The sequence below is a fragment of the Lysinibacillus sp. NPDC093712 genome (assembly GCF_050280025.1).
In the GTDB taxonomy this organism is placed as follows: Bacteria; Bacillota; Bacilli; order Bacillales_A; family Planococcaceae; genus Lysinibacillus.
Genome location: NZ_JBNNUU010000002.1, coordinates 798,144 through 818,342 on the forward strand (window position 1 = coordinate 798,144; position 20,199 = coordinate 818,342).

At 33.2% G+C, this 20,199-nt stretch carries 25 protein-coding genes and 2 tRNA genes; 4 read left to right on the top strand and 23 right to left on the bottom strand.

Annotated elements, in window-relative coordinates; all coding sequences use genetic code 11:
• Positions 1-1,114 precede the first annotated feature (1,114 nt).
• Together ACQKNX_RS11460 and ACQKNX_RS11465 are read right to left on the bottom strand one after the other, a co-directional pair.
• Positions 1,115-1,879, bottom strand: a complete 765-nt coding sequence (locus ACQKNX_RS11460) for a hypothetical protein (RefSeq protein WP_427428980.1) — start codon at positions 1,877-1,879, stop codon at positions 1,115-1,117.
• A gap of 354 nt (positions 1,880-2,233) precedes the next feature.
• Positions 2,234-2,449: a hypothetical protein gene (locus ACQKNX_RS11465; RefSeq protein ID WP_427428981.1), complete on the bottom strand. Its 216-nt coding sequence runs from the start codon at positions 2,447-2,449 to the stop codon at positions 2,234-2,236.
• A gap of 62 nt (positions 2,450-2,511) precedes the next feature.
• Between ACQKNX_RS11465 and ACQKNX_RS11470 the strand changes: the two genes are divergently transcribed.
• Positions 2,512-2,928: a type II toxin-antitoxin system HicB family antitoxin gene (locus tag ACQKNX_RS11470; RefSeq protein WP_427429192.1), complete on the top strand. Its 417-nt coding sequence runs from the start codon at positions 2,512-2,514 to the stop codon at positions 2,926-2,928.
• A gap of 343 nt (positions 2,929-3,271) precedes the next feature.
• Here the strand turns inward: ACQKNX_RS11470 and ACQKNX_RS11475 are convergent, their stop codons facing one another.
• From ACQKNX_RS11475 to ACQKNX_RS11545, 15 genes are all read right to left on the bottom strand, one after another.
• The gene (locus ACQKNX_RS11475; RefSeq protein ID WP_427428982.1) at positions 3,272-3,448 is read right to left on the bottom strand and encodes a hypothetical protein; all 177 of its coding nucleotides are present in this window, start codon (positions 3,446-3,448) and stop codon (positions 3,272-3,274) included.
• A 74-nt stretch (positions 3,449-3,522) separates the two neighbouring features.
• Positions 3,523-3,708 carry a hypothetical protein gene (locus ACQKNX_RS11480; protein ID WP_427428983.1) on the bottom strand — a complete coding sequence of 62 codons (186 nt, stop codon included), beginning with the start codon at positions 3,706-3,708 and terminating at the stop codon, positions 3,523-3,525.
• 195 nt (positions 3,709-3,903) lie between these two features.
• Complete coding sequence (locus ACQKNX_RS11485) at positions 3,904-4,164, bottom strand: hypothetical protein (protein WP_427429197.1); 261 nt, start codon at positions 4,162-4,164, stop codon at positions 3,904-3,906.
• A complete protein-coding gene (locus ACQKNX_RS11490) occupies positions 4,100-4,303 on the bottom strand; it encodes a phage terminase small subunit-related protein (RefSeq protein ID WP_427428984.1) in 204 nt (67 codons plus the stop codon). Before ACQKNX_RS11490 ends, ACQKNX_RS11485 begins: the two co-directional genes overlap by 65 nt.
• Before the next feature lie 69 nt (positions 4,304-4,372).
• Complete coding sequence (locus ACQKNX_RS11495; protein ID WP_427428985.1) at positions 4,373-4,564, bottom strand: hypothetical protein; 192 nt, start codon at positions 4,562-4,564, stop codon at positions 4,373-4,375.
• Positions 4,565-4,799: 235 nt separating this feature from the next.
• Positions 4,800-5,435 carry a hypothetical protein gene (locus ACQKNX_RS11500; RefSeq protein WP_427428986.1) on the bottom strand — a complete coding sequence of 212 codons (636 nt, stop codon included), beginning with the start codon at positions 5,433-5,435 and terminating at the stop codon, positions 4,800-4,802.
• A 408-nt stretch (positions 5,436-5,843) separates the two neighbouring features.
• Positions 5,844-6,014, bottom strand: a complete 171-nt coding sequence (locus ACQKNX_RS11505; RefSeq protein WP_427428987.1) for a hypothetical protein — start codon at positions 6,012-6,014, stop codon at positions 5,844-5,846.
• A 286-nt stretch (positions 6,015-6,300) separates the two neighbouring features.
• Positions 6,301-6,549, bottom strand: a complete 249-nt coding sequence (locus ACQKNX_RS11510) for a hypothetical protein (protein ID WP_427428988.1) — start codon at positions 6,547-6,549, stop codon at positions 6,301-6,303.
• 24 nt (positions 6,550-6,573) lie between these two features.
• Positions 6,574-6,840, bottom strand: a complete 267-nt coding sequence (locus tag ACQKNX_RS11515; protein WP_427429193.1) for a helix-turn-helix domain-containing protein — start codon at positions 6,838-6,840, stop codon at positions 6,574-6,576.
• Between the two features lie 232 nt (positions 6,841-7,072).
• A tRNA-Arg gene (locus ACQKNX_RS11520) sits at positions 7,073-7,146 on the bottom strand.
• A 104-nt stretch (positions 7,147-7,250) separates the two neighbouring features.
• Positions 7,251-8,288 carry a hypothetical protein gene (locus tag ACQKNX_RS11525; RefSeq protein ID WP_427428989.1) on the bottom strand — a complete coding sequence of 346 codons (1,038 nt, stop codon included), beginning with the start codon at positions 8,286-8,288 and terminating at the stop codon, positions 7,251-7,253.
• Positions 8,289-8,321: 33 nt separating this feature from the next.
• Positions 8,322-9,341 carry an HNH endonuclease gene (locus ACQKNX_RS11530; protein ID WP_427428990.1) on the bottom strand — a complete coding sequence of 340 codons (1,020 nt, stop codon included), beginning with the start codon at positions 9,339-9,341 and terminating at the stop codon, positions 8,322-8,324.
• Positions 9,342-9,514: 173 nt separating this feature from the next.
• Positions 9,515-10,459: a sce7725 family protein gene (locus tag ACQKNX_RS11535; protein ID WP_426761397.1), complete on the bottom strand. Its 945-nt coding sequence runs from the start codon at positions 10,457-10,459 to the stop codon at positions 9,515-9,517.
• Positions 10,460-11,263 carry a sce7726 family protein gene (locus tag ACQKNX_RS11540; protein WP_427428991.1) on the bottom strand — a complete coding sequence of 268 codons (804 nt, stop codon included), beginning with the start codon at positions 11,261-11,263 and terminating at the stop codon, positions 10,460-10,462. It abuts the gene before it with no gap.
• A gap of 481 nt (positions 11,264-11,744) precedes the next feature.
• Complete coding sequence (locus ACQKNX_RS11545) at positions 11,745-12,314, bottom strand: recombinase family protein (protein ID WP_427428992.1); 570 nt, start codon at positions 12,312-12,314, stop codon at positions 11,745-11,747.
• Between the two features lie 169 nt (positions 12,315-12,483).
• Here ACQKNX_RS11545 and ACQKNX_RS11550 point away from each other — a divergent pair, with 169 nt between their 5' ends.
• The 3 genes from ACQKNX_RS11550 (at position 12,484) to ACQKNX_RS11560 (ending at position 14,788) form a co-directional block, all read left to right on the top strand.
• The gene (locus tag ACQKNX_RS11550) at positions 12,484-13,014 is read left to right on the top strand and encodes a hypothetical protein (protein ID WP_426761400.1); all 531 of its coding nucleotides are present in this window, start codon (positions 12,484-12,486) and stop codon (positions 13,012-13,014) included.
• Positions 13,015-13,581: 567 nt separating this feature from the next.
• Positions 13,582-14,208, top strand: coding sequence for a hypothetical protein (locus ACQKNX_RS11555; protein ID WP_427428993.1), 627 nt, complete (start codon positions 13,582-13,584; stop codon positions 14,206-14,208).
• Between the two features lie 382 nt (positions 14,209-14,590).
• Positions 14,591-14,788, top strand: coding sequence for a hypothetical protein (locus tag ACQKNX_RS11560; protein ID WP_426761402.1), 198 nt, complete (start codon positions 14,591-14,593; stop codon positions 14,786-14,788).
• 281 nt (positions 14,789-15,069) lie between these two features.
• Here ACQKNX_RS11560 and ACQKNX_RS11565 read toward each other — a convergent pair whose 3' ends face one another.
• The 6 genes from ACQKNX_RS11565 to ACQKNX_RS11590 all read right to left on the bottom strand — a co-directional run bounded on the left by ACQKNX_RS11565 (position 15,070) and on the right by ACQKNX_RS11590 (position 20,055).
• Positions 15,070-15,966 (bottom strand): hypothetical protein, encoded by an 897-nt coding sequence (locus ACQKNX_RS11565; RefSeq protein WP_427428994.1) that lies wholly within the window; start codon positions 15,964-15,966, stop codon positions 15,070-15,072.
• A gap of 223 nt (positions 15,967-16,189) precedes the next feature.
• Positions 16,190-17,101, bottom strand: a complete 912-nt coding sequence (locus ACQKNX_RS11570; RefSeq protein ID WP_427428995.1) for a hypothetical protein — start codon at positions 17,099-17,101, stop codon at positions 16,190-16,192.
• A 15-nt stretch (positions 17,102-17,116) separates the two neighbouring features.
• Positions 17,117-18,205 (bottom strand): hypothetical protein, encoded by a 1,089-nt coding sequence (locus tag ACQKNX_RS11575; protein WP_427428996.1) that lies wholly within the window; start codon positions 18,203-18,205, stop codon positions 17,117-17,119.
• A gap of 629 nt (positions 18,206-18,834) precedes the next feature.
• A complete protein-coding gene (locus ACQKNX_RS11580) occupies positions 18,835-19,434 on the bottom strand; it encodes a tyrosine-type recombinase/integrase (protein ID WP_427428997.1) in 600 nt (199 codons plus the stop codon).
• The gene (locus ACQKNX_RS11585) at positions 19,421-19,816 is read right to left on the bottom strand and encodes a hypothetical protein (RefSeq protein ID WP_427428998.1); all 396 of its coding nucleotides are present in this window, start codon (positions 19,814-19,816) and stop codon (positions 19,421-19,423) included. The genes ACQKNX_RS11580 and ACQKNX_RS11585 overlap by 14 nt, the downstream gene beginning before the upstream one ends.
• Before the next feature lie 165 nt (positions 19,817-19,981).
• A tRNA-Arg gene (locus ACQKNX_RS11590) sits at positions 19,982-20,055 on the bottom strand.
• Between the last annotated feature and the right edge of the window lie 144 nt (positions 20,056-20,199).

Below are 20,199 nucleotides of genomic sequence, written 5' to 3' on the forward strand. Positions count from 1 at the left end.
GTAGATAACCTCAAAGATTTTCAAGTTTATCTATAGTCCTTTTTTTATTTTAAATTAATACAGAAGTGATAACTACTGCCCGTTGATTTCCGCTACGGGCGATCGCTTTCCGAGGGCACATCGTAAGCCGCAACCCTCGCTAACTCGCGGTCTGTTGCGTCTTACGTACTGTGCGTTCTGAGCAGGAGTCGCCCGTCCTTCGCTCCAATCAACTTTATATGTATTGCTAGCAGGCTACTATAATTGCTACTTGGACTTGGTCAACAGCTTCATAGAGAGGGGATGCTCGAAAAGTATGGCAAGACGAAAGTAAGAACCCATTAATATAAATAACAAAAGGGACTAAGATTTCTATTCTTAGTCCCTTTTGTCGACAAGGTGGTAATCCTTCTTTTTGGTTCAACTTTAATGACGAAGAATAATCTATGTCATCCTACTTGAACGGATCTGTTGCTTTAGTTTCCACATTACTTCATAACCCAATATAATTTTCACAACTTCCTTTAAAGAAGTTATTCAACAATATAGCCCGTTTATTGAATATATTAACTCACTTTTAAAACCATTTATTATTTAAAAAAGACTAATCAAACTTTTTTATAAACCTACATTATAACTAATCATCATGAAACTGCCCTTTCTACGAACACTTTTTAAATGATTAAAAAGAATTGATTGAATAATAAAAGTTAATGAAATATGGGTTGCTCCGAAGTCTGCTCGGCTAATTGTATGTAAATAGTTACAATAACCTTTTTGCGGCTTAGTGCAATAACAATCACAAATCCTTTTCTAACCTATTCCAAAAAAGGAAAAACTCCTCAAACCCTTGATAACAAAGGATTTAAAGCGCTTTTCAGTTGGTTCAAACTTAATCTATCTGAACCTTTAGACGTCCAGGAGGACATACTACAATGTTGAAATATTAATGGTTATTAACTATAATGTTTACTTTTTGTTTACCTTGATTTTTAGACCCCTTATCGAGGAGTGGTCTTTTATGGTTTATTCAGCTAAGCTAAGGTATCGACAAACATCCTATCTGTATGTCAACAAACAAGAAAAATAGCCCCCTATCAAATAAATAAGAGGGCATAATATAATTTCCAATCTATTACTTATCTTTAACTGGCTTTAGTGAATTCATTGGAAGGTAAACAGCATTATCGAGTCTTTCTTCTAAGTCATCGGATACATATATATAACCATTAATTTCTTGATCATACCTTGAAAAAACAGTACTTCCCTTTTTCATAATTCTTTCAGTTTTAGATTCTTTTAATGGAACGCCTTTCCCCTCTTCATCTCTTGTTAGTTCATAACGTACACCTCTTTCTCTCGATATTGTCTCAGCGATTTTAAGGTCTGTACCAGAATACTCGTAACAAAATTCCTCACTACCATCACCACTGTCGCAATACTTTAGTAGTTGTCCATTATTTGTATCCTTGAAATAAATGCCCCATGGTCCTTCTAGTTTAAAGTGAGATCCGTAATATAAGCCGTCATTAATCCCATCGCGAGTAATAACAATATAAGTTGGTTTGTTATAAAAGGATGAACGAATTTCTATTGGTACTTCTTTGAAAACTACTAAATCCGTTGCTTGTACGCGGTATTGGCCCATTTGATAGAATATTTTTTTATCATATTTTTCAATATCATACGTTCTAAAGAAGTTATTTCGCTTAACCACTAAAGATTCAAACGTACCATCTGAATTTTTCTTGTATACCTTAATGTCTTTTTTAAAGGTCATTTTCCCTGTTTGCCCTTTTACAACTTCTGCTCCATCATACATCACTTTCGCTTCTGATTTTGTTGGATTGACTACTGCAAATACAAATGCTGCTAGTAACACAATAAATAATTTTTTCATTATTCTCCTCCTACTCAGTTTTAAAAACATAATTTCTTAGTATTATATACCAGCAACTTAATATTCTACCAATGGATGTTAAAAACCCGACAAAAGTATAGTGTTTTTCCATAACATTATTTCTCACATCTACCATTCTACTCAGTTCTGTAAATTATATAGTCTACTACTAATTGATTGTGGAAGGCTATCTCTTTCCACTAACCAATTATAAAAAGGTACTGGACGTTCTTTATATGGAGTTTCTTCTATATATGATGATTTACTCGGCTTACTCTTTAGACGGTCTATAGCCTTGTTATATGCTCCTGCAAATACAGCTCTTAATGTACTTGCTACAGTTAAAGTACCTTCTTAAATATCCATTGCAATCTTGAATAGAACATTTTTCGCTTTAATGAAGTCAGGTGCATTTTGAACCTGTGCAGCTAATACAACCTTGTGTAATTCATCTTTCAAGTTATCAGCCAATGGCAAGCTATTCATGAAATCAAACAACATCACTTGATATTCGTTCATGTACTCTGTTTTCTTTTCAGCTTGCAAAGCCAATTCATTACCAAGACTCATAATATTATTTGCTTGTTTAGAACTTAAAAGATTAAAAGAACTAGATGATTGGTTTGCAGATTGTGGACGGCAAACCGTGTCATTACTGCTTTCATCGACTTTCTCTCGACAATGAAAATGGTTTTACAATAACATTTCCTGACCTGCCGGGATGTATTACAGAAGGTTCTAATATGGATGAAGCAATATACATGGCTAAAGATGTATTAGTAGGTTTTTTATATGGAATGGAGGAAGATGGAGAACAAATTCCTGCCCCTTCAAATCCAAGTAATATCGACCTTCCGCAAGGTGCATTTATCTCGATTGTAGAAGTCAGAACAGATTATATTAGAGATGAGATTGAAAACAAGGCTGTTAAAAAAACTTTAACAATTCCTAAATGGTTAAATGATGCAGCAGAAAAAGAAAGTATAAATTTCTCTCAATTACTTCAGTTCGCAATTAAGGAACGCTTAGGCATTATTACCAAACAATAAACAAAAAAAGACCAGGTACTCAATTAACTATGAGCGCCTGGTTGTTTGTTTTGATGACTTAATAATAAATTTTCCACTTGCGTTTCAAAGCCATATTTGCATACGTCAGCACAAGGTCCTCACCTGCTGTGGCAACAATTAAATCACTAAAGTATTCATCTGTCTTTTCCCATCTCACTACTCTTATCTTATCTTTAACCAACAGTCTTTTGGAGTTGTAACATTCTTGTGAAATGTCATCCAAAAGCTTATCAAGTATTGGTAAACAATGCTCATTTTAAGATTTTCAATCACCTTGTAGTTACGTTGTAATGTCTGTACTGCCATATCGTTAACAACAAATTTATGCCTTTGGAGTATTTTGATTCTTTACTGCGAAAAATACAGAAAACAGAAGGAATACTGTTCCTAAACCAAATCCCAGTACCATTGAATAGTCTAAAATATTCTTTAATGCTAATCCACCCGTAATTGATGCGACAAAGAACATAAGAAACATTACTGTATAGTTATTCTTCATTTATTTATCAACCACCTTTGCCATTATTGTACTATTAAAATCCTACATCTAAGTGATAACCTGGTCAATGTCTTTTATTTAGTTGCTCGTCTTTGCTGAATTGTAATGTATAAACCAATCAAGCGATCCGTTGTCATCATACCATTTTGTAAATCCTTGAAGTGTGAATCTTGAATAATACCATCCTTAACAGCCTGTGCAATAAAATTTTCCGTTTCAGTTTTCATAGCTGGTGAACCTGGATTCCAATTTGCATTCACTATAATTTCCTCCTTCTTGTCTTCCACAATTAATTGCACTTGCCCTTTGCTATTAGTCGGAACAGTTACTTGTCCTTCTAATTTGTAGCCTTTAGGCATTAACCAAGTTGGTTTCACTTCAAAATGCGGTCGGTCAATACTGCCAATCCAATCACCGCCCCAAGTAATGCCAAGCTTTCGTGCAATAGCCCCTACTCAGTTTAATGCAACGACATCATACAATGACTGTGGAGGACCAACCGCAATATCACATGCTAGTCGTGATTTATGATTACTATTTAGTGTCGACGTAACAATCTGTCCGGGTCGCGTTCTCCCTTGTGCATACAAATAATTTTGTCGTTCCTGTGAGCGATATGTTTCAGTAATGAAGATGTTTTTAATGCCAGCCTTAGCACTCCTGAAATAGTAAACGTGCAGATTTTTTCTTACCCGAACTTGGCGGTTGTTCTTCATCCCATCGATCTTCTTTTTTCCAACGACGTATGGTACTTTTGCTTACTCCATACTTAACCGCTAGTGCCTTTAACGTTACGTTCCCCTTATTTTTCAGGTAGTATTTCCACGCTTTATTTCGGTTTTTATTTCTAGCCATAATTCATCTTCACCACCTCCCACCTTACTTACAGGCGTTTTGAAGTGTAGTTACTTCGATTGCTTTTCTTTATTTTCGAGATATTTCGCTTTTAGTAATTCCATTCGTAAGATGCGCTTTTTGTTTAGTTTTTTGCCATTTTTCCGATAACACTTCTTGTTCACGTGCATATTTCTCCGTTAGTTCATCTTCAACGAAAATTGTTTCTTCTCCACCACAATTCTGGCAAAGAATATATGAACGGATTTGATTTTTCTTCATACTCCTACTATCTCGATGTAGTGCGTCTTTTACATTGCAACTGTATCCACAAGGGCATTCAAGTTTTCCAATATTATCACCTTTCCACAATACTTATCATAATTTTAATTGAATTAATAGAAATGAAGAGCATAACTAAAAGAAAGCGTTGTTCTTTCTTTTTTGGTAAAATCATAAAAAGAGACCACCGAATTAGTAGTCTCCACTTTTTCATATGCAATTAGTCAACACTTTTTTACTCACAATTACTTTTTCCAGGGAATTTTTTATCCATTTCTGCTGCGCACTCTACCTGAATCAACGTAAGGGTTGTAATAACTCCCCAAATATTTGAATTAAATCCTAATTTAATTATTTTTTCTGCAGCTAATTTAAACTCTTTATCTCCAATTAAATTTGCTATAGTACTTGCTATAGCTATGTAACCATAACTAGAAGTTATACCGTTAGTGATACATTTATTTTGGGCTGCTGTAAATTCTGCTGTTGGTCTCATTAAATGCCATCCACAAGCTGCAGCTCTAGTACCAATTTGAGGTTTTTCAGAAATATCGATTTGATTTGTAGTGACAAATAACCCCTCATCCTCAATTTGTTGCATAAACCCTTCATAATCATCGTACTTACTCAATACATTTTCAAAAACCTCTCTATTATACCCTAAGAAATAACCTTTTTCGTTAGTAACTACACCTGTCTCATAAATTAGCTCTAAGGAATCTTCCATTAATGCAATTTCTTCTTCTAAGTTCTCGCTTTCATCGTATTCTCTTGCACTAGTGTTTTCAGTAAATACCCCTAGAATAGAAAACATAGCGATTGCTACTACCATAATAATTTTAAATAATCCATCTTTGATTTTTATTGTCATATTATAACTCCTAAGTAATATAATACCATTTCATTTTTTGTTTTTCAATGGATAATTAACTAAGAAAAATAACGTAGAAATAATTATTGCAATAAAAATTTTTATTAACAAATTTAAATTTGTTTGTAGCTGCATAATGAGTAATAATGCTACAAAGAAAAAAACAGACGCCCAAAGCACTCTATTTTTTATTATATTTTTTTTACTACTCAACTAAAATCACCTCATTTTAATAAAATATTTACTTAATTAATTTTACACCAATATATGGAATATATGTATTTTAACAACTTTAATTAGTTCTTAACACTATATTTTTATAAATAAATGTAAATAACACTTCTAAGCTAAAATTCTTATTTGTTTTAGCGAAAAGCCTCACTTTGTTAAATGTGACTTCTTGTTTTCTTATCTACGATAATATCGACCTAGCTTCTTCTTCCCACCACACCATTTTTCAATAATTTGGTCTGTTTCTAAGTTCAATAAATCCATTACAAATTTACCTTCATAATTTTGTTCACTTGGTGACCACATAATCACGTAAAGAACCTTTGCATCGACACTAGTGGAACTCATAATAAGGTTTCAGCTAATTCTTCCATCGCTTTTCTGTTTATAACGACGAGCTATTAACAAATGCTCGAACTGATCACAGTCATCAATGGTCAGACATTGAATTCAGGAATTTTGTTGATTCTTTCAAGGAAGTCGCTAATTTACTTAATATTGATGGAGATGAATATTGGGTAAATAAAGCTTTATCTTCTGACAAAGAATAATGAAACTACCTGTTCAGTTTTTCTGAGCAGTTCTTTCTATCTTAGAAAATAGGTCTTACCGTCCAATCATTTGCCAATATATCCTATGCTTTCGGATTCCAACGTTTGCCGGGGATATACTTTTCACCAACCTGACCTATATAATCTTTTGAGATATGAACTATATAACAATCATCAGTATTAGTTGGTTGAATTCTAAAATGTTCAAAACCTTGTATTTCTCTTGTTATAAACAGCCCTTCATTCAAAGCAATCCTTGTTGCTTCCTGAATGTTCACATTCTTCACCCCCATCATTTTTTTAAATCCTAACGCTTCTGTAGCTACACCCATGTAACGTCTCGTCTCTTAAGAGAATTATCGACCTCTTAATTCATCTAAACTTACTTCCAATGCATCTGCTATTTTACACATAATCTTAAATGTTGGATTTGGTTTCTCATTATTTTCAATCATTTGTAAAGTTGAGTCATTTACACCAGATAATTTTTCAAATTGGTATCGTGACAACCCTCGACTTTTCCTAACCTCTTTTAATTTAAAAATCAATATACAGCACCTCCAATCCTTGAATAGCACATTATATTGTGTTATTTTAATTGAAAGCACTTGACCACTATTCACACGTATTAAAAGAAATGGAAAAACGCGATGAAGAAATTGCAATTAACATTTATTCATCCTAATTTTTTGTTCACCTTGTTTACATTTTGTTTACCTAATATAAATTTTATATGATATTCAATGCGATACTCGATATCTTCCTGACAAAGTAAAAAACGCCTAAAACCCAGTATTCTCAAGGTTTTAAGCGTTTTTCTTTTTGGTTTAAAATCGATCTACGTTTTGCTAAAAACGTCCCAGGAGGGATTCGAACCCCCGACCGACGGCTTAGAAGGCTGTTGCTCTATCCTGCTGAGCTACTGAGACAACTACGTTTCTTTGAATTTAGGGATTCGGTCAAATTACGTTCTTAGACCGAAAGTATCTTTGAACCTATAATACCATTAAAAAATATTTCCAAGAAGATATTCTCACTTTCTGCCAATAATACCTTCTTTATAATACGAATTAACTTGTAATTTGCTTATGTCAGTTACAAAACTAGCTGCTTTTTTTCTCGTTTTTCTATCTTGTAATCTTGTATGCAACGGTCTTAAACTTGTCCCAACGCTTCCAATTCCCAATCCTTCTCTAACTTGTTCTGAAATATTACCATTAAAACTACTAGTAATTCCTATTATAGTACCAGTAAGGGCAATACCTAAATCTAATAACTCGAAAGCTAATCCTTGCTGTCCTTCTATTAATAGCCTCTCAATATCCGATGGTGTATTTTCATTTACTTTATAATTTGGTTGATTAATCATAACATCTACTAGCTTTTGAAACTCTTTTAGTTTTTGTTGATATGATTGGGTATTTCTTAGTTTAATTATATCTTCTAATTGAATATCTTCAATTTTCATAGGAATCTTTAATTCAATAAATTTCTTAATTGAATTACTTGTTTGTATTATTCTCTTGGAATAGTAAGGACTTCGAACTATTCTTTTTTTATTTTTATGGTCTTTCATATCAGTAATTATTGACATATCATTTTTATTAGCTATTTCATCAGCTAAAATTGACATATATAAGTTTCCGATATCTTCGTGTATTATTACACCGTTTTCAGTTCTTTGGGCGAAACCATTTTCCAAACAATACGTTTCTAATTGATAACTAAACTTGGAGCTAAACAGCTCGAAATTTTGAAGATTCGGATTCCTCCATGTTTCATAAAGCCCATAATCTATCCTGTCACGTTTTGAAGCCTTAGCAAAAACACTATTCAATTCAGAGTCTATTTTGGTTAAAGCCATTTTAGTAGTCTCAATTCTTTCATCAAAATTCGGCCTATATGAAACGAGTAAATCAGTCTCTCTTAATATTGTTTGATGGACTTGTGTAAGCTGTATATCTGCATCTTCTGGAACTATAGTATTAATTTCAGTCATATATAATAATGCAAATTTTAGCCAGCTTTCATCCTGAATAAAAAATGATGGATAATATAACAATCTCTCCATATGTTAATCCCTCTCTCTATCTAAATGTGTATCCTAATGTCTATGTTGACCAATAATTTCTTTTAATTCTTCAACACTTAATACTTCATCTTTTTTTCTATGTATCATTCGGTGACAGTTAGCACATAGTGGAACTAAATCTGTTTCGGGATTTATCTCAACCGCTTCTTCTAATGTGCTTAAAGGTTTAATATGATGTACCTCGATGAAGTCTTTCCCCCTTTTACCATAAACTTCTTCAAAGTTAAATTCACACGCAAAGCATTTAGTGCCATGTTTTTTAATCGCTAATCTCCTATTCTTAGAATCTCTTTCGTAACGTTTTCCATAGTAATATTTCACATTACCTTCTATGCCATGACCTTCTTCAACTTCTTCAGCTTCAAGGTCAGAATTAATCGTATTTATTAACTCACTATCATCTAGAATTGTTAACAAACAGACTGAATCTTCATAACCTTTGCCCTGCTCTCTTAATATTTCTATAACTTCCTTTAATTCTTTACCTTCAAAGATTCCTTTATAATCTGCTTTCATTCCCAGATAATGAAGGATACCCATTGATTGATAACCTTTGCTTTTCTGTTTATCTAATCCAAGAACAACTTCGTCAAGCTCTCTATGTTTCAAGCCATTAACAATATGTTCAAAAATAACTTTTGCTTTTAAATAGTCTTCATAGTCATTAAATTCTCTTTCTCGACCACTTGGTTGTAAAGATGGTAAATCGAAACTTATATCTTCTACCTCATAACCAAATTCACTTAATCTAGTTTTAGCAGTCTCCAACTCTTCTTTAGTAAACAAAGGTTTAAATTTCTTTTGTAGTATCACAGCTTCAGTTGATAAATCTAATCTGTTAAGTTCCCATAATTTCTCAAACCCTGTAGAAGTTCTATGAATCAGTTTTTTTGCTACAGTGTACCCACCTTCATTTGCTATCATTTGATTAAACTTAGTAGGATTGTATCCAATACTTTTAGCACTTTTTGCTGCTTCTAATAATGCTTTATGTAATTCATTTTGCAATTGCTTATTTTCTTCTACTGCCATACCTTTCCCCCTTTAATTTTCAGATGACTCTAAGAGATTTTTCAAGTTACTTAAGATAATTATACCTTTAATTCAAGTACAGTTATATAATAACAAAACGAGATAAACACATAGTTTATCCCGTTTAATTGCTACAGATTACACTTCATCAAGTTGTTCACTTAAAAATGTACTTAAGCTCTAACTAAAATATTACCGATAAGTTCCAAGTGATGTTTTATTGAAAACCGCTTTAACATCCCTAGCCCCGGGAAATTACCGTTATGGTGACACGCTAACAATTCATTCAAACCTTGAGTGTTGATTGTCGGTGAACTATTTTCGTTATACCATTCAATAAACTTTTCCAAAGCTTCACCAAATTTACCTGCTTGGTCTGCTCGGTTTTCATTAGAATCAGAAACAAAATGTCTAATTCTTAAATGATTTTGATTGTCAGGGTATAAAATATGAATAGCCACTGCTTTAGCACCAAATCCACTTTCTGTATACTCTTCGCCCACAATAGAGTAATCTGCAAACCCTATAAAACCTTCCTCTTCATGATATAAATGTTCTGCTGAAAACCATTCATCTTCATGATTCAAATACTCAGCATTAGGTGTTCTTTTTTCAAATGAATCCTTTAAAACTATTCCATTATTATTTGCAAATCTTCTTCTAAAAGGGGTTTCATCTGGTATAAAGTTAAATTGAGCTTCTAGCTCTCCAAATAATTGGTCATAAGTAATTAAATTTCTCAAATCATTATGGAAAATAGCTACATTCTCAAGTCCACCACCACATCTCTCAACAATTTGTGGTAATTCATCTAATGCATTATCAGACTCTAAATGATATCCAATTATGGCATGTGAATGACTCATAACTTCTAAAACCTCTTCAAGTTGTTCTCTATTTTCTGTCAAATCATCAACGAATGTCCCAACACTTGGATTCATTATTACAATTACATGGCGATTACTATCTAGTAGACCACTAAGTGTGTTCACCAACTGTGTAGAATACTTCACTGGCTCAATAATAGGTATTATATCCTCGGTTAATATACCTACTTCGTTTAAATCTCTTAAGGCAAAAAGTTCATGTTGCTTCCCACGTAAAAATGGATAATACACTCAAAATCCCCCTTGTAGATTATTTAAGAGCCTTTCAAATTTTTCTTTATTAAGCTGCGATTGATATACTAACCACCTTAACTCTAAAGGCACTCTATTTAGGTATTCTACATCATTCTTGTTTTTCCTCCCTAATAATATATTAAATACCAATTTTTGAGCTTTTATTAGTTCTATCTTCTTAAACATACTCAGATATGTTGCATATTTGAATATCGGTTTTACTTCTGGTACATTATCAAATTGTTTTTCAATTAACCCCTCATACTCATTTTTTCTAAGAAGTTGAAAAAGGCTTTCGTGACTTAATTTACTGTAGTCCTCAGTAGCTTGTTTCCTAACACTTATTGCATTTTTTTGAGTTAAAACCATTATTCCTACATTAGTGTCTTTCGTTAATCGATATACTTGATAGTAATAATTTTCAGAAGTTAAAACATAGACCATCGAAAAAACTTTGTAATAGTCCTCAATCTGATAAATAAGCTTATCTAACGTATCTAAGTCAGTTTTAATTTCAATTACAAATGATTTTTTCCTATTGATTAAAGCAAAATCAGCTTTCGATTTATTAATTTCTATTTCACTCATTGCAATTGAAGTATTTAAACTATAAGTACCTAATAAATACTTATTAAACAAAGTATTTTTATAAAAAAATTCATTTCTATAACTAGTAGCCAACTCTTTATACAATTCTTCTGACTTTTGAATGCCATCTAAAAATTCTTCAGCTACCTGAGGTTTAATTAGCTCAATCACAGTTTTTTTATTGAACCACTCGTTAAACCTACTTTTATCCATAATTAACACTCTCTCATTTAAATTTTTACTATATTAAAGATATTAGCATTATAGTTTATACCTTTTCTCTCTCAACGGTTTTTATTTTACAAGTAGTGATTACAAAAAATTTTAAATTTTTTTTTTGATTAATCTCGTATCGCTCCATTTTCCTTTTGGTGTGGTTGTAGTAGGAGGCTTGAATTCTTCATTTATTATCATCAATATATCGGAAAACACCCCCTACCTGAACCATGCCATGCACCACTTGAAATGGCTCTTTGACAAGCTTTCGACCTCCACTGACCCAATTGTTCAAATCGACCTCTAGAGGCAAGCTACGAGCCAGCTATGCCCCACTCACAAGCCATCTGACACGTTCATGACAGCTTCACCTCGACTCATGTAAAAGCTTGATTTTACGGCTTCCCTATAGCAACAATTGAAGCGGATTAAAGCCTTATAAATCAAGGGATGAATTGATAAGGTTACGCTCATGTACTTACTGTAATTTCTGTGCCTTACGCTTATTCATGGCTCTGATTAATGTACTCTTACTTATTCCTGTCTTTTCTGTCACTTGGTTGTATGAATGGTTCTCTAGCATACTTAAAGCATGTTCTAGCTGTGCCTTTGTGTATGTAGGCTTTCTCCCTTCACGATAGTTAGGATTCTGTTTGGCAATGGCTTTGCCTTCCTGTGTACGTTCAATTATCATATTGCGCTCCATTTCAGCAACCGCAAGTAAAGTTGTTAAGAAGAATCGTCCCATGCTTGTGTTCTCCAATAAGCCTACATTCAGCACATGGACTTTCACATCTTTCTCAAATAATTGTTCGATTAGTTCGATACCTTCTTTGGTGTTACGTGCTAAACGGTCTAGCTTAGTTACAATCAACTTATCTCCTGCATGCAAAGTTTCAATCAGTTCTTGTAGCTGTGGTCTGTCTGTAGATGTACCTGTGAACTTTTCTTTGTAGATGTATTCCACATTCTCTTTCTCTAATGCTTCAATCTGTACCTCTAGTTCCTGACCTTTAGTTGACACACGAGCATATCCATATACTGTCATTTCAGTTCCTCATTTCACGTTTATTTATGACACTTAATTACGACACCGTTTAATATACAGATAATACTACATCGACTCACTGGTGTCAAAACTTAAAAGTTGAGACACCAACAATTTGAGTTCCATTTCAATTGCAGTTACAATATTTTTATAACTCTAGGAGGTATTTATGAAATTCATTAAGAAACAAATAGCTAAAATTATGGTTGATGAATTAAGTGAACCAAATGTCCTTGTAAAGTTCATAGGATTAACGTTTATTGTTTTCGGTGTTATGTTTATTTTCGACTTAATATCCATAAGCAATCAGTTTTTAATGTGCATTGCCTTGGCAGGAGTATTTTTCGTTATCTCTGACATTTCACAGCATTACTACGATAGTTATTCCACCAAGAAAGCTTTACCTATTAAGCATCGTTTTAGAGTAAGATTATTATGTAAAGTTTTAAAGTTTGTATCTTTATTTTTTGCTATCTTTTCTATAGTAGCAGGACCTTACATACTATTACCTTTCACAAACTCATCTATTGAAAAGTTCGCTACTACAATTACTGTATTAGCTATTGGATTAACAATTTTCAATATAAGTTTGAATAATACAAAAAAACAATTAGAATTTTACGAAAGTATTGCTAATGACTACGAAAACCTTTACCAAGAGCTTCAGGAAGTTGAACAAGTCCGTAATGAAGAAAAATAACCATTCAGCCAAACCGCAATAGTATTAATTTCACCGACTTGTACAAACATACAAGAGAAATTTCAACATCAGCGTCAATTATAACTTCTTTGAATATCTCTAAAATATCCCTATAATCCACACCTTTTTCAGCTAAAGGCATTTTTCACAATAGCAGTTGCCTTTAGTTGTTTTTTATTCCCATTGTTTGATTCTCTATTTTTCTTTTACAATTGAAAGATTCCTTAATGATTTTAATGTTATCGTACTCCCTCTCGTCAAGACCCTAGTTTCTTTATGAAATAGCGGTATTCATTCACACGTTTTAGATGATGATACTTTTACCCTTATGTACCGCTACTATTTGGATAACCATTTAATTTGAGTATTGTATAGGATTTTCCCCATGAATCGCTGCGCTTTATTGTTGAATAGACTTCTATGCTCCTTTAACCTGCTCGTCTCGTTGGTTTTGTAACAGTCAATCTTTCTTGTTGTACATTTCCATTTATCTATCAAACTAAAATTTACTATGGTATGATTTTTACGTATAATTTCCAATTAAATAAAATAAGTGGAGGGATAATATTGAATAATAGTTGGTTAAGACGTGCAATGGAAAATCTCTTTAAAAAGAGTGAAGAACAAGAAGATTTCCAAAAAGCACGTCAAGAATGGCTTTACAACGGACTAGAAGACAATGAATATTGTGAAGCAGAATGTGAATTATGTAACCATGAGGAAATCCGCTACGAGTACACTATTATTAATAGTTTGAATAAAAATGTAATGATTGTTGGTTCAGAATGTATCAAGAAATTTACAGATGATTTTAAAACTGATTTCTATGATATAGAAGGTAATCTTGTTAATGAGAAGCGCTTATCAAAAGATAAGAACGAATACTTCAAAAAAATTTTAAATGAAGCATTGGATGAGAGATTAGCCAATTCCAACAATTCATTCTACAAGAGCATTGCTGAACAGATAAAAAAAGATGGAAAATTAACTCCTAATCAATTAAAGCATTTATACAATTTCTATCCAACTCTTAGTGATATGGGAAAACGTGCGTTTAAAAGTATAGTGAAAGTAAGTTTAAGAAAACAAAGAGAACAGGAGCAAATCGCTACACTTAGTCAAATTAATTTAGAGTTTGTAGTACAGTTTATGACACCTGAACAACGTAAACGATTCGGTATCTCACATTCCTAATGTTACATAATTCTAAATTCTCAACTTTTAAATCTATGGGGCTTGTATGCAGTATGTCTAATCACTCACACAAGTCCTTTTGTTATGCTTTCGCAACCTATCCTGTAGCCCCATAAATGTTCCTATAGCAACTATTAGATAGCCTGTGTCAAATGGATTCCTCTGCTCCCTATCAATGCTCACTAGCTCGTTAAACACTTCTAGGAGTTTGCTATTATTATTCTAGTTAACTCAAAGTTGAATCTATTTTGCCCTTATCCTTTTGCCCTGTGATAACGGTCAAATGATTGAGTTGCACCAACCCTATTAATATCAAAAATACATTAATGCTATCACTTACTACTTCATTTACAATTACAAATAAAGAAGGAGGAAATAGAGAATGGATTTTTTTATAGATAATTCAGTTATAAATAAAATGGAAATTCAATTAGCTCTTATTCTAATAATCATGCTTGGAGCAGGTGTTGCTATAGGATTAGCTTTGAAAATTATTAAAGCCCCACAGTGGGTTTTCAAACCTTTTATTACGTTAGCTATCCTAGTTGGAATGTACTTTGCGTTCAATATCATAACTTAACTTCACAAACCATCAAACGAATGGAAAGTATGGCTTTCATGATGTTCCATTAAGGCTGTCAAATCTTTTATGGTATTGTGAAAGCCTCAGGTGCTGAACTAAGTACTTGTGGCATGGCTTTATCTGTTGTCATTCAAGTTCTCAACAGCACTCTTAGGCGAATCGAGAAAAGAACATATGAATAGTTGGTCACTCAATTACGCTGAGCGCCATTTCAATAATCATACTTCGACCAAATAAAAACGATAGAGCATTGATTCACTCTACCGCATAGCAATATATTAAAAAGGGAAATAACCAAGGTCACTCAAAACATGGCTTAACGCTAAATATAATGTATTTTCATCTACAGTTATACTCTTAACCACATTATCTCTATAAATCAAATCTCTAACCTCATGGTCATCACTGAATAACTCAGTACCATCTCCAATATCATTATTCGCAATATATTCATTAACTATCAATTTAATTCTATCTTTTAATATCTTATCTCTTTTCTTCCTATTTTCTTCATTGAATTGATACGTTAATTTCGATTCAACCTTATTAGGCTTTACTTCTCTAATTTCTCGCTTAACATCACTAAACATTTTTTGAAGATAGTCCATCATAGGTAATTCTGTGCTTTGCAAATTCGCTACTTTAAATGTACCAAAATCCTTTAAGTACATACTTTCTTCTTTTAACGACTTCTTATAAGTAGCATCTAATTTCATTTTCAATTGATTTTTCATATCAACAATATCTTTATACCTTAAATCTCTCGGGTAATTTATACGATATATAGATGAAATATCAAAAACATAATCTGTTGAATCATCTTTCAACAATATAAACGGTCTATCAAATGCCAATCTTACACCTAGTTCGAACATTACATTTGGATTCTTAGAACTAACATCAACAATTACAATATCATCAGAATAGATTCTTTGAATTATTGTTTTTTGAATTAATGTAGAATCCTCTGCTTCGCTAACCATACTTACTTCAACTTTATAATCCTCAAACTCACTCAATGCTTCCTCAATTATTTTCCTCACGTCACCCCAATGCCCTACAGGATAACCTTCAGTATGCGATATAGGCATTATTAAACCAACTTTTAATTTCTTTGTCTCAGTTTCCGTTTCACTTGATTCATTCTGTCTAGATTCAGCAACCATCTCTACCACAACTTACACCCCTTATATTATGTATTTATTCCATTATAAGACAAAAAGCGACCGTATTTCTATAAAAAGCAATATAGCCATTGCTTTTGAACTGAGAAGCAACCTTAGAGCAATCCACGCAACCAAGTATACTCCTATCCAATTCTCGAATCGCCTGAGTGCGAATGTTCTGTGAGACTAAAAAAAGAAAGCACATCAATAGTACGATGCGCTCTCTAAATTACTAATTGTAAATCATTTCACCATCAGGTTTTTTCAAATGCTTACCTGCTGGTTCTTGATTATGCTTATTGCCGTAAAAGATAATTAAAGGTTGCTCCATTGACTCATGCATTTCTTTTGAATTCTTATGTTTATCTTCAACAATAAACAACTTGTTACCGATAAATGACAAACCTTTAGGCAATTTAGATTCTAGGCTAAATGCCCATGCATTTTTATAAGCTGTCACAAGAAACACCTTCAATTGTTGATAATTATCATATTCCGTTTGGGCTACTGTATACTCATTTGTTCCTCTTAGACTAGCGCCCATTTGTTCTAATGCTAGCTTTTCATTACGAAGGATAATAATCTTTAAACCTTTATCTACTCCCTGATTCCACAAAACATCTTCATCTTCTAATAAGTGTTTGAACTCTGCATAGACAAATTCTACATCTTGAATAATGCCATTCGATACATTTAAAACGAATGTATCATCAGGTTGGCGATATTTCACCACTCGCTCATGCCCAACAAACTTACGATTTTTATTTTTTGCATTAGATGCATCATCTTCGTGACAAATACGTAGATTACATTTTCGATTATCATTTTTATCTCCATTAATATGGTCTACATAGTCTTTTGAAGGCTTATCTAACATATTCATCACTACTCGATGTAAGGATACCTTTTTACCAAGATTTTTATCACTGGCAATTGCATACCCTTCTGCATTTCTACAGATAGTATATTTTTCTATTAATGCTCTGTCATCAATATCGAAAATAAACGGTATTGCATCAAAAACATTCGGGAATACTTTTAAAATATTTCCTTCTTCTACTATAAAGTTCCCACGTTGTCGCTTTTTCTTTTCAGTAGCGTTTCCTGTTACTTTTACCTCATTTTGATTTGTATTAGTTATCATTTCTATTATCTCCTCTTAGTCTTCGCCGAATGGGTCTTCATGCTCTAAACAAGCTTTTTCAAATGTATTCATATTAGACTGATTCTTAGGCGATTTCTGTTTAATTTTGTCTTGATGCGTTACAAATAAAATATCAGTTTTACTGATTTGGCTAACTTTTCTATTAGCCTTTTCAACCTTGTCATCAACAATTGTTTTTAGCTTCGGGTTTGTTGATAAGATTTTAATTCTCCGTTGCGCCACATCTAATAGCTTTTCTTCTTCAGGTGCTAGCAGGTGTGTTTTCTTTCTTCTCGCCGCAATTGCTACAGGATAATAGTGTTCATCATTTGGAAAGAACTTTTTATCCATATTTTCAAATGCTCTAATTGCTTCATCAACTTGATAAGCGTATTCTTGCATACCCTTCCGCTCACTTAAAGGGGTGCTGTCATAACCCATGATTCCATCCATATACTTGCTATTAGCTGCTTTTTCATATGAAATTGAAGCAAGAGTCTTAGAACCCTGTGGAATCGGTTTGATATGGTATTCATTAACCTCTTGTTGCTTGGAAGAACCTTCAATATAGTTCCCACGATTAACGAATATTACTTTCTTAGATACAGCTTCTTTGATTTTGCTTTTAGCTGTTCGCTCTGAACATTGGAGCAATTCCGCCCAACGTGTATAAGGACACTTAAAGAAGCCTTTATCTTTGTTTACCCATCGAGCAACACACACATAGATATAAAGCATATCCACATTATTCAGCGACTCTATCACTTCAAATGGTACTTGTGTATGGTTCTCTGTGTTCTCAGGCATACGGAAAGCTAATAAGTCTTTGCTCGAACTATTTTTCCAATCCGAGTTTTCAACAATTAAAGGTGTCTTTTCTAATAACTCTTCTAATGCACCATTCAGTTTTGTAACGATGGTACTTCGTTTAGAGCCGTATATCCCCTCTAGCTGTTGAATCAAAACATCTCTATTTGTAGAAAATGTCTTGTTAATATTCAGCTGTGAATTAATCAGTACATACAGATATAAACCATTAACAGACAGGTGAGATTCTGAGTTTTCGGTTATTAATCTATTCTGCACTTTTATAAAAATTTCCAATTTAATTTCTTTTCTCCTCTCTTGTTCTCTCTTTATAGAGTTCTTTCTTTAAACTGGGTAATAAAGGTGTCATGAAGATACTCAAATGTAGGTTGATGATGGAAATTGGAGGTACTGAATGAAACCATTTTTGCACTAATAGTCCATTCAGCTAGTATCGTTGTAGAATATAAAAAGACACTCATAAACTAGCGTTTAAAAGTGTCTATCATTTGAAATGTTTGGTTTACGTTCTTTCGTTCTTAGACCAAATAATCAAAATAACAGACAATCCATAGCATAGCCATATCCTTAAAAAGCCTATTCTTAATAAGCCTAATACGAAACATAAAAGGCAAACTTAAATAAACCCCTTTAAAAGGATTTCAAAAACCTATTTGACTATACTAGGCACTATCTCATTGTCGAGATGTATGTTCTGCTGTATGTGCCTAAAAACTCTTCACACTTACTATTATATATTCTATTTCTACTTTTGACAGGGTATTTTTGAAACTTTTTTATTTAACTGCATCGACATGTTAACTCTAAACGAATGCTAACTAAAGACAACTGCTTTGTGTAAAAATGACTGACTACATCACAGAAACAAAAAAATCTTGAATCTATGACATAGACTGCCATAGAATTTATAGGTACTCTCTCAAATCCTTCGCCACTTCCTCAACATCTAAGTCCAAGTATTGTGTTGTGACAGCTAAATCTGAATGACTGAGGGCTTTAGATATTAATGCTATACTTGCTCCCTTTTCATGTAAGTTCTTTGCGTAGGCTCTCCTAATAGCATGTGCATTGATATTCTCAAGTCCATAGCGCTTAGCATACTTAGTAAGCTGTTTAGAAATGGCATTGTTGGTTGACTTCGTGTTCAATGGTGTTGCCTTCGAGGATATAAACAAGTTGGTATTACTTTCTCCATAGTGTTTTCTTAGTCTATCATTACATTGAATCAGCACTTGGTATAGACTTACTAGCTGTTCATCTATTGGTAACTTCAACACTTGGTGGTTTTTCAATATCGCTCCATCTAGCACTAAGCATTTATTCTCCCAATCAATATGTCGCTCGTTTAACTGTCCTAGAGTGTTAATGCGAATCCCTGTCTTGTACATCGTTAAAATAGCCGTTACATCTCTCAGACCAATGAATGTACTTTTATCAATTAACGACACTAAGATTGCAATGTCATTTGGCTTTGCTCCCTTTTTAACCTTCTTATCTACCTTCACATTGATTGATTGCCAAAAGTTTAAGTGTCAGCCAACCATTGGTGAAACACTTACCTAAGAACGATTTCAGAACCTTTAGGCGTGTTAGCTTTGTTTGATTCACTACATGCATACTATCAAGCCATGAATAAATAGTATCTACTGTGATTTCTTCCAAATAGGTAACCCCCGCACTCTTTGAGAAGTTTCTCAGTACTGTATCATAATCCTTGATGGTACGGGGTCTATAGCCGCTAACCTCCATTTGACTTAAAATAGTTCTCACCGCTTCTGAAAAGAGCTTGTAGGAAGCGGTAGTTGTCTTCTCCCCTTTAATAGAAGCGGTAAGCTCTTTAGTTATTAGTGAGAAGTCTACATCAAATAACCCTGACTTTTTGGTCATAAAAAAATCCTCCATTCATTTAAATTGGAAGATAATTTCGGTACTATATTCACGTAATTTTCAGGGTAATAAAAAAGGGATTCTACATCAGTGACCGAAGCCCTGACCGAATCCCTAGTTTCTCACAAACTCAATGGTATCAATGGTTTGTGACTGTTTTATAGACGTCCCAGGAGGGATTCGAACCCCCGACCGACGGCTTAGAAGGCCGTTGCTCTATCCTGCTGAGCTACTGAGACATGATGTGTGTTCCTAATTTCTAATTTAATTTTCTCTTAGGAAAGACAATATTTATTATATGTCGTATATAACATAATGTCAACATTATTTTTACTATGAAGGCAAGGTTTGCCTTGAAAATATTATATACCTATTTATTGTAT

What these genes read in the sequence shown, in the direction of transcription:
- ACQKNX_RS11550 (WP_426761400.1), top strand. Translation starts at nt 12,484, where the DNA reads ATGAAATTCATTAAGAAACAAATAGCTAAAATTATGGTTGATGAATTA.
- ACQKNX_RS11525 (WP_427428989.1), bottom strand. Translation starts at nt 8,288, where the DNA reads ATGGAGAGATTGTTATATTATCCATCATTTTTTATTCAGGATGAAAGC.
- ACQKNX_RS11500 (WP_427428986.1), bottom strand. Translation starts at nt 5,435, where the DNA reads ATGACAATAAAAATCAAAGATGGATTATTTAAAATTATTATGGTAGTA.
- ACQKNX_RS11545 (WP_427428992.1), bottom strand. Translation starts at nt 12,314, where the DNA reads ATGACAGTATATGGATATGCTCGTGTGTCAACTAAAGGTCAGGAACTA.
- ACQKNX_RS11585 (WP_427428998.1), bottom strand. Translation starts at nt 19,816, where the DNA reads ATGACCAAAAAGTCAGGGTTATTTGATGTAGACTTCTCACTAATAACT.
- ACQKNX_RS11495 (WP_427428985.1), bottom strand. Translation starts at nt 4,564, where the DNA reads ATGAAGAAAAATCAAATCCGTTCATATATTCTTTGCCAGAATTGTGGT.
- ACQKNX_RS11460 (WP_427428980.1), bottom strand. Translation starts at nt 1,879, where the DNA reads ATGAAAAAATTATTTATTGTGTTACTAGCAGCATTTGTATTTGCAGTA.
- ACQKNX_RS11475 (WP_427428982.1), bottom strand. Translation starts at nt 3,448, where the DNA reads ATGAAGAATAACTATACAGTAATGTTTCTTATGTTCTTTGTCGCATCA.
- ACQKNX_RS11510 (WP_427428988.1), bottom strand. Translation starts at nt 6,549, where the DNA reads ATGGGTGTAGCTACAGAAGCGTTAGGATTTAAAAAAATGATGGGGGTG.
- ACQKNX_RS11570 (WP_427428995.1), bottom strand. Translation starts at nt 17,101, where the DNA reads ATGATAACTAATACAAATCAAAATGAGGTAAAAGTAACAGGAAACGCT.
- ACQKNX_RS11505 (WP_427428987.1), bottom strand. Translation starts at nt 6,014, where the DNA reads ATGAGTTCCACTAGTGTCGATGCAAAGGTTCTTTACGTGATTATGTGG.
- ACQKNX_RS11530 (WP_427428990.1), bottom strand. Translation starts at nt 9,341, where the DNA reads ATGGCAGTAGAAGAAAATAAGCAATTGCAAAATGAATTACATAAAGCA.
- ACQKNX_RS11485 (WP_427429197.1), bottom strand. Translation starts at nt 4,164, where the DNA reads ATGAAGAACAACCGCCAAGTTCGGGTAAGAAAAAATCTGCACGTTTAC.
- ACQKNX_RS11465 (WP_427428981.1), bottom strand. Translation starts at nt 2,449, where the DNA reads ATGAGTCTTGGTAATGAATTGGCTTTGCAAGCTGAAAAGAAAACAGAG.
- ACQKNX_RS11560 (WP_426761402.1), top strand. Translation starts at nt 14,591, where the DNA reads ATGGATTTTTTTATAGATAATTCAGTTATAAATAAAATGGAAATTCAA.
- ACQKNX_RS11540 (WP_427428991.1), bottom strand. Translation starts at nt 11,263, where the DNA reads ATGGATAAAAGTAGGTTTAACGAGTGGTTCAATAAAAAAACTGTGATT.
- ACQKNX_RS11490 (WP_427428984.1), bottom strand. Translation starts at nt 4,303, where the DNA reads ATGGCTAGAAATAAAAACCGAAATAAAGCGTGGAAATACTACCTGAAA.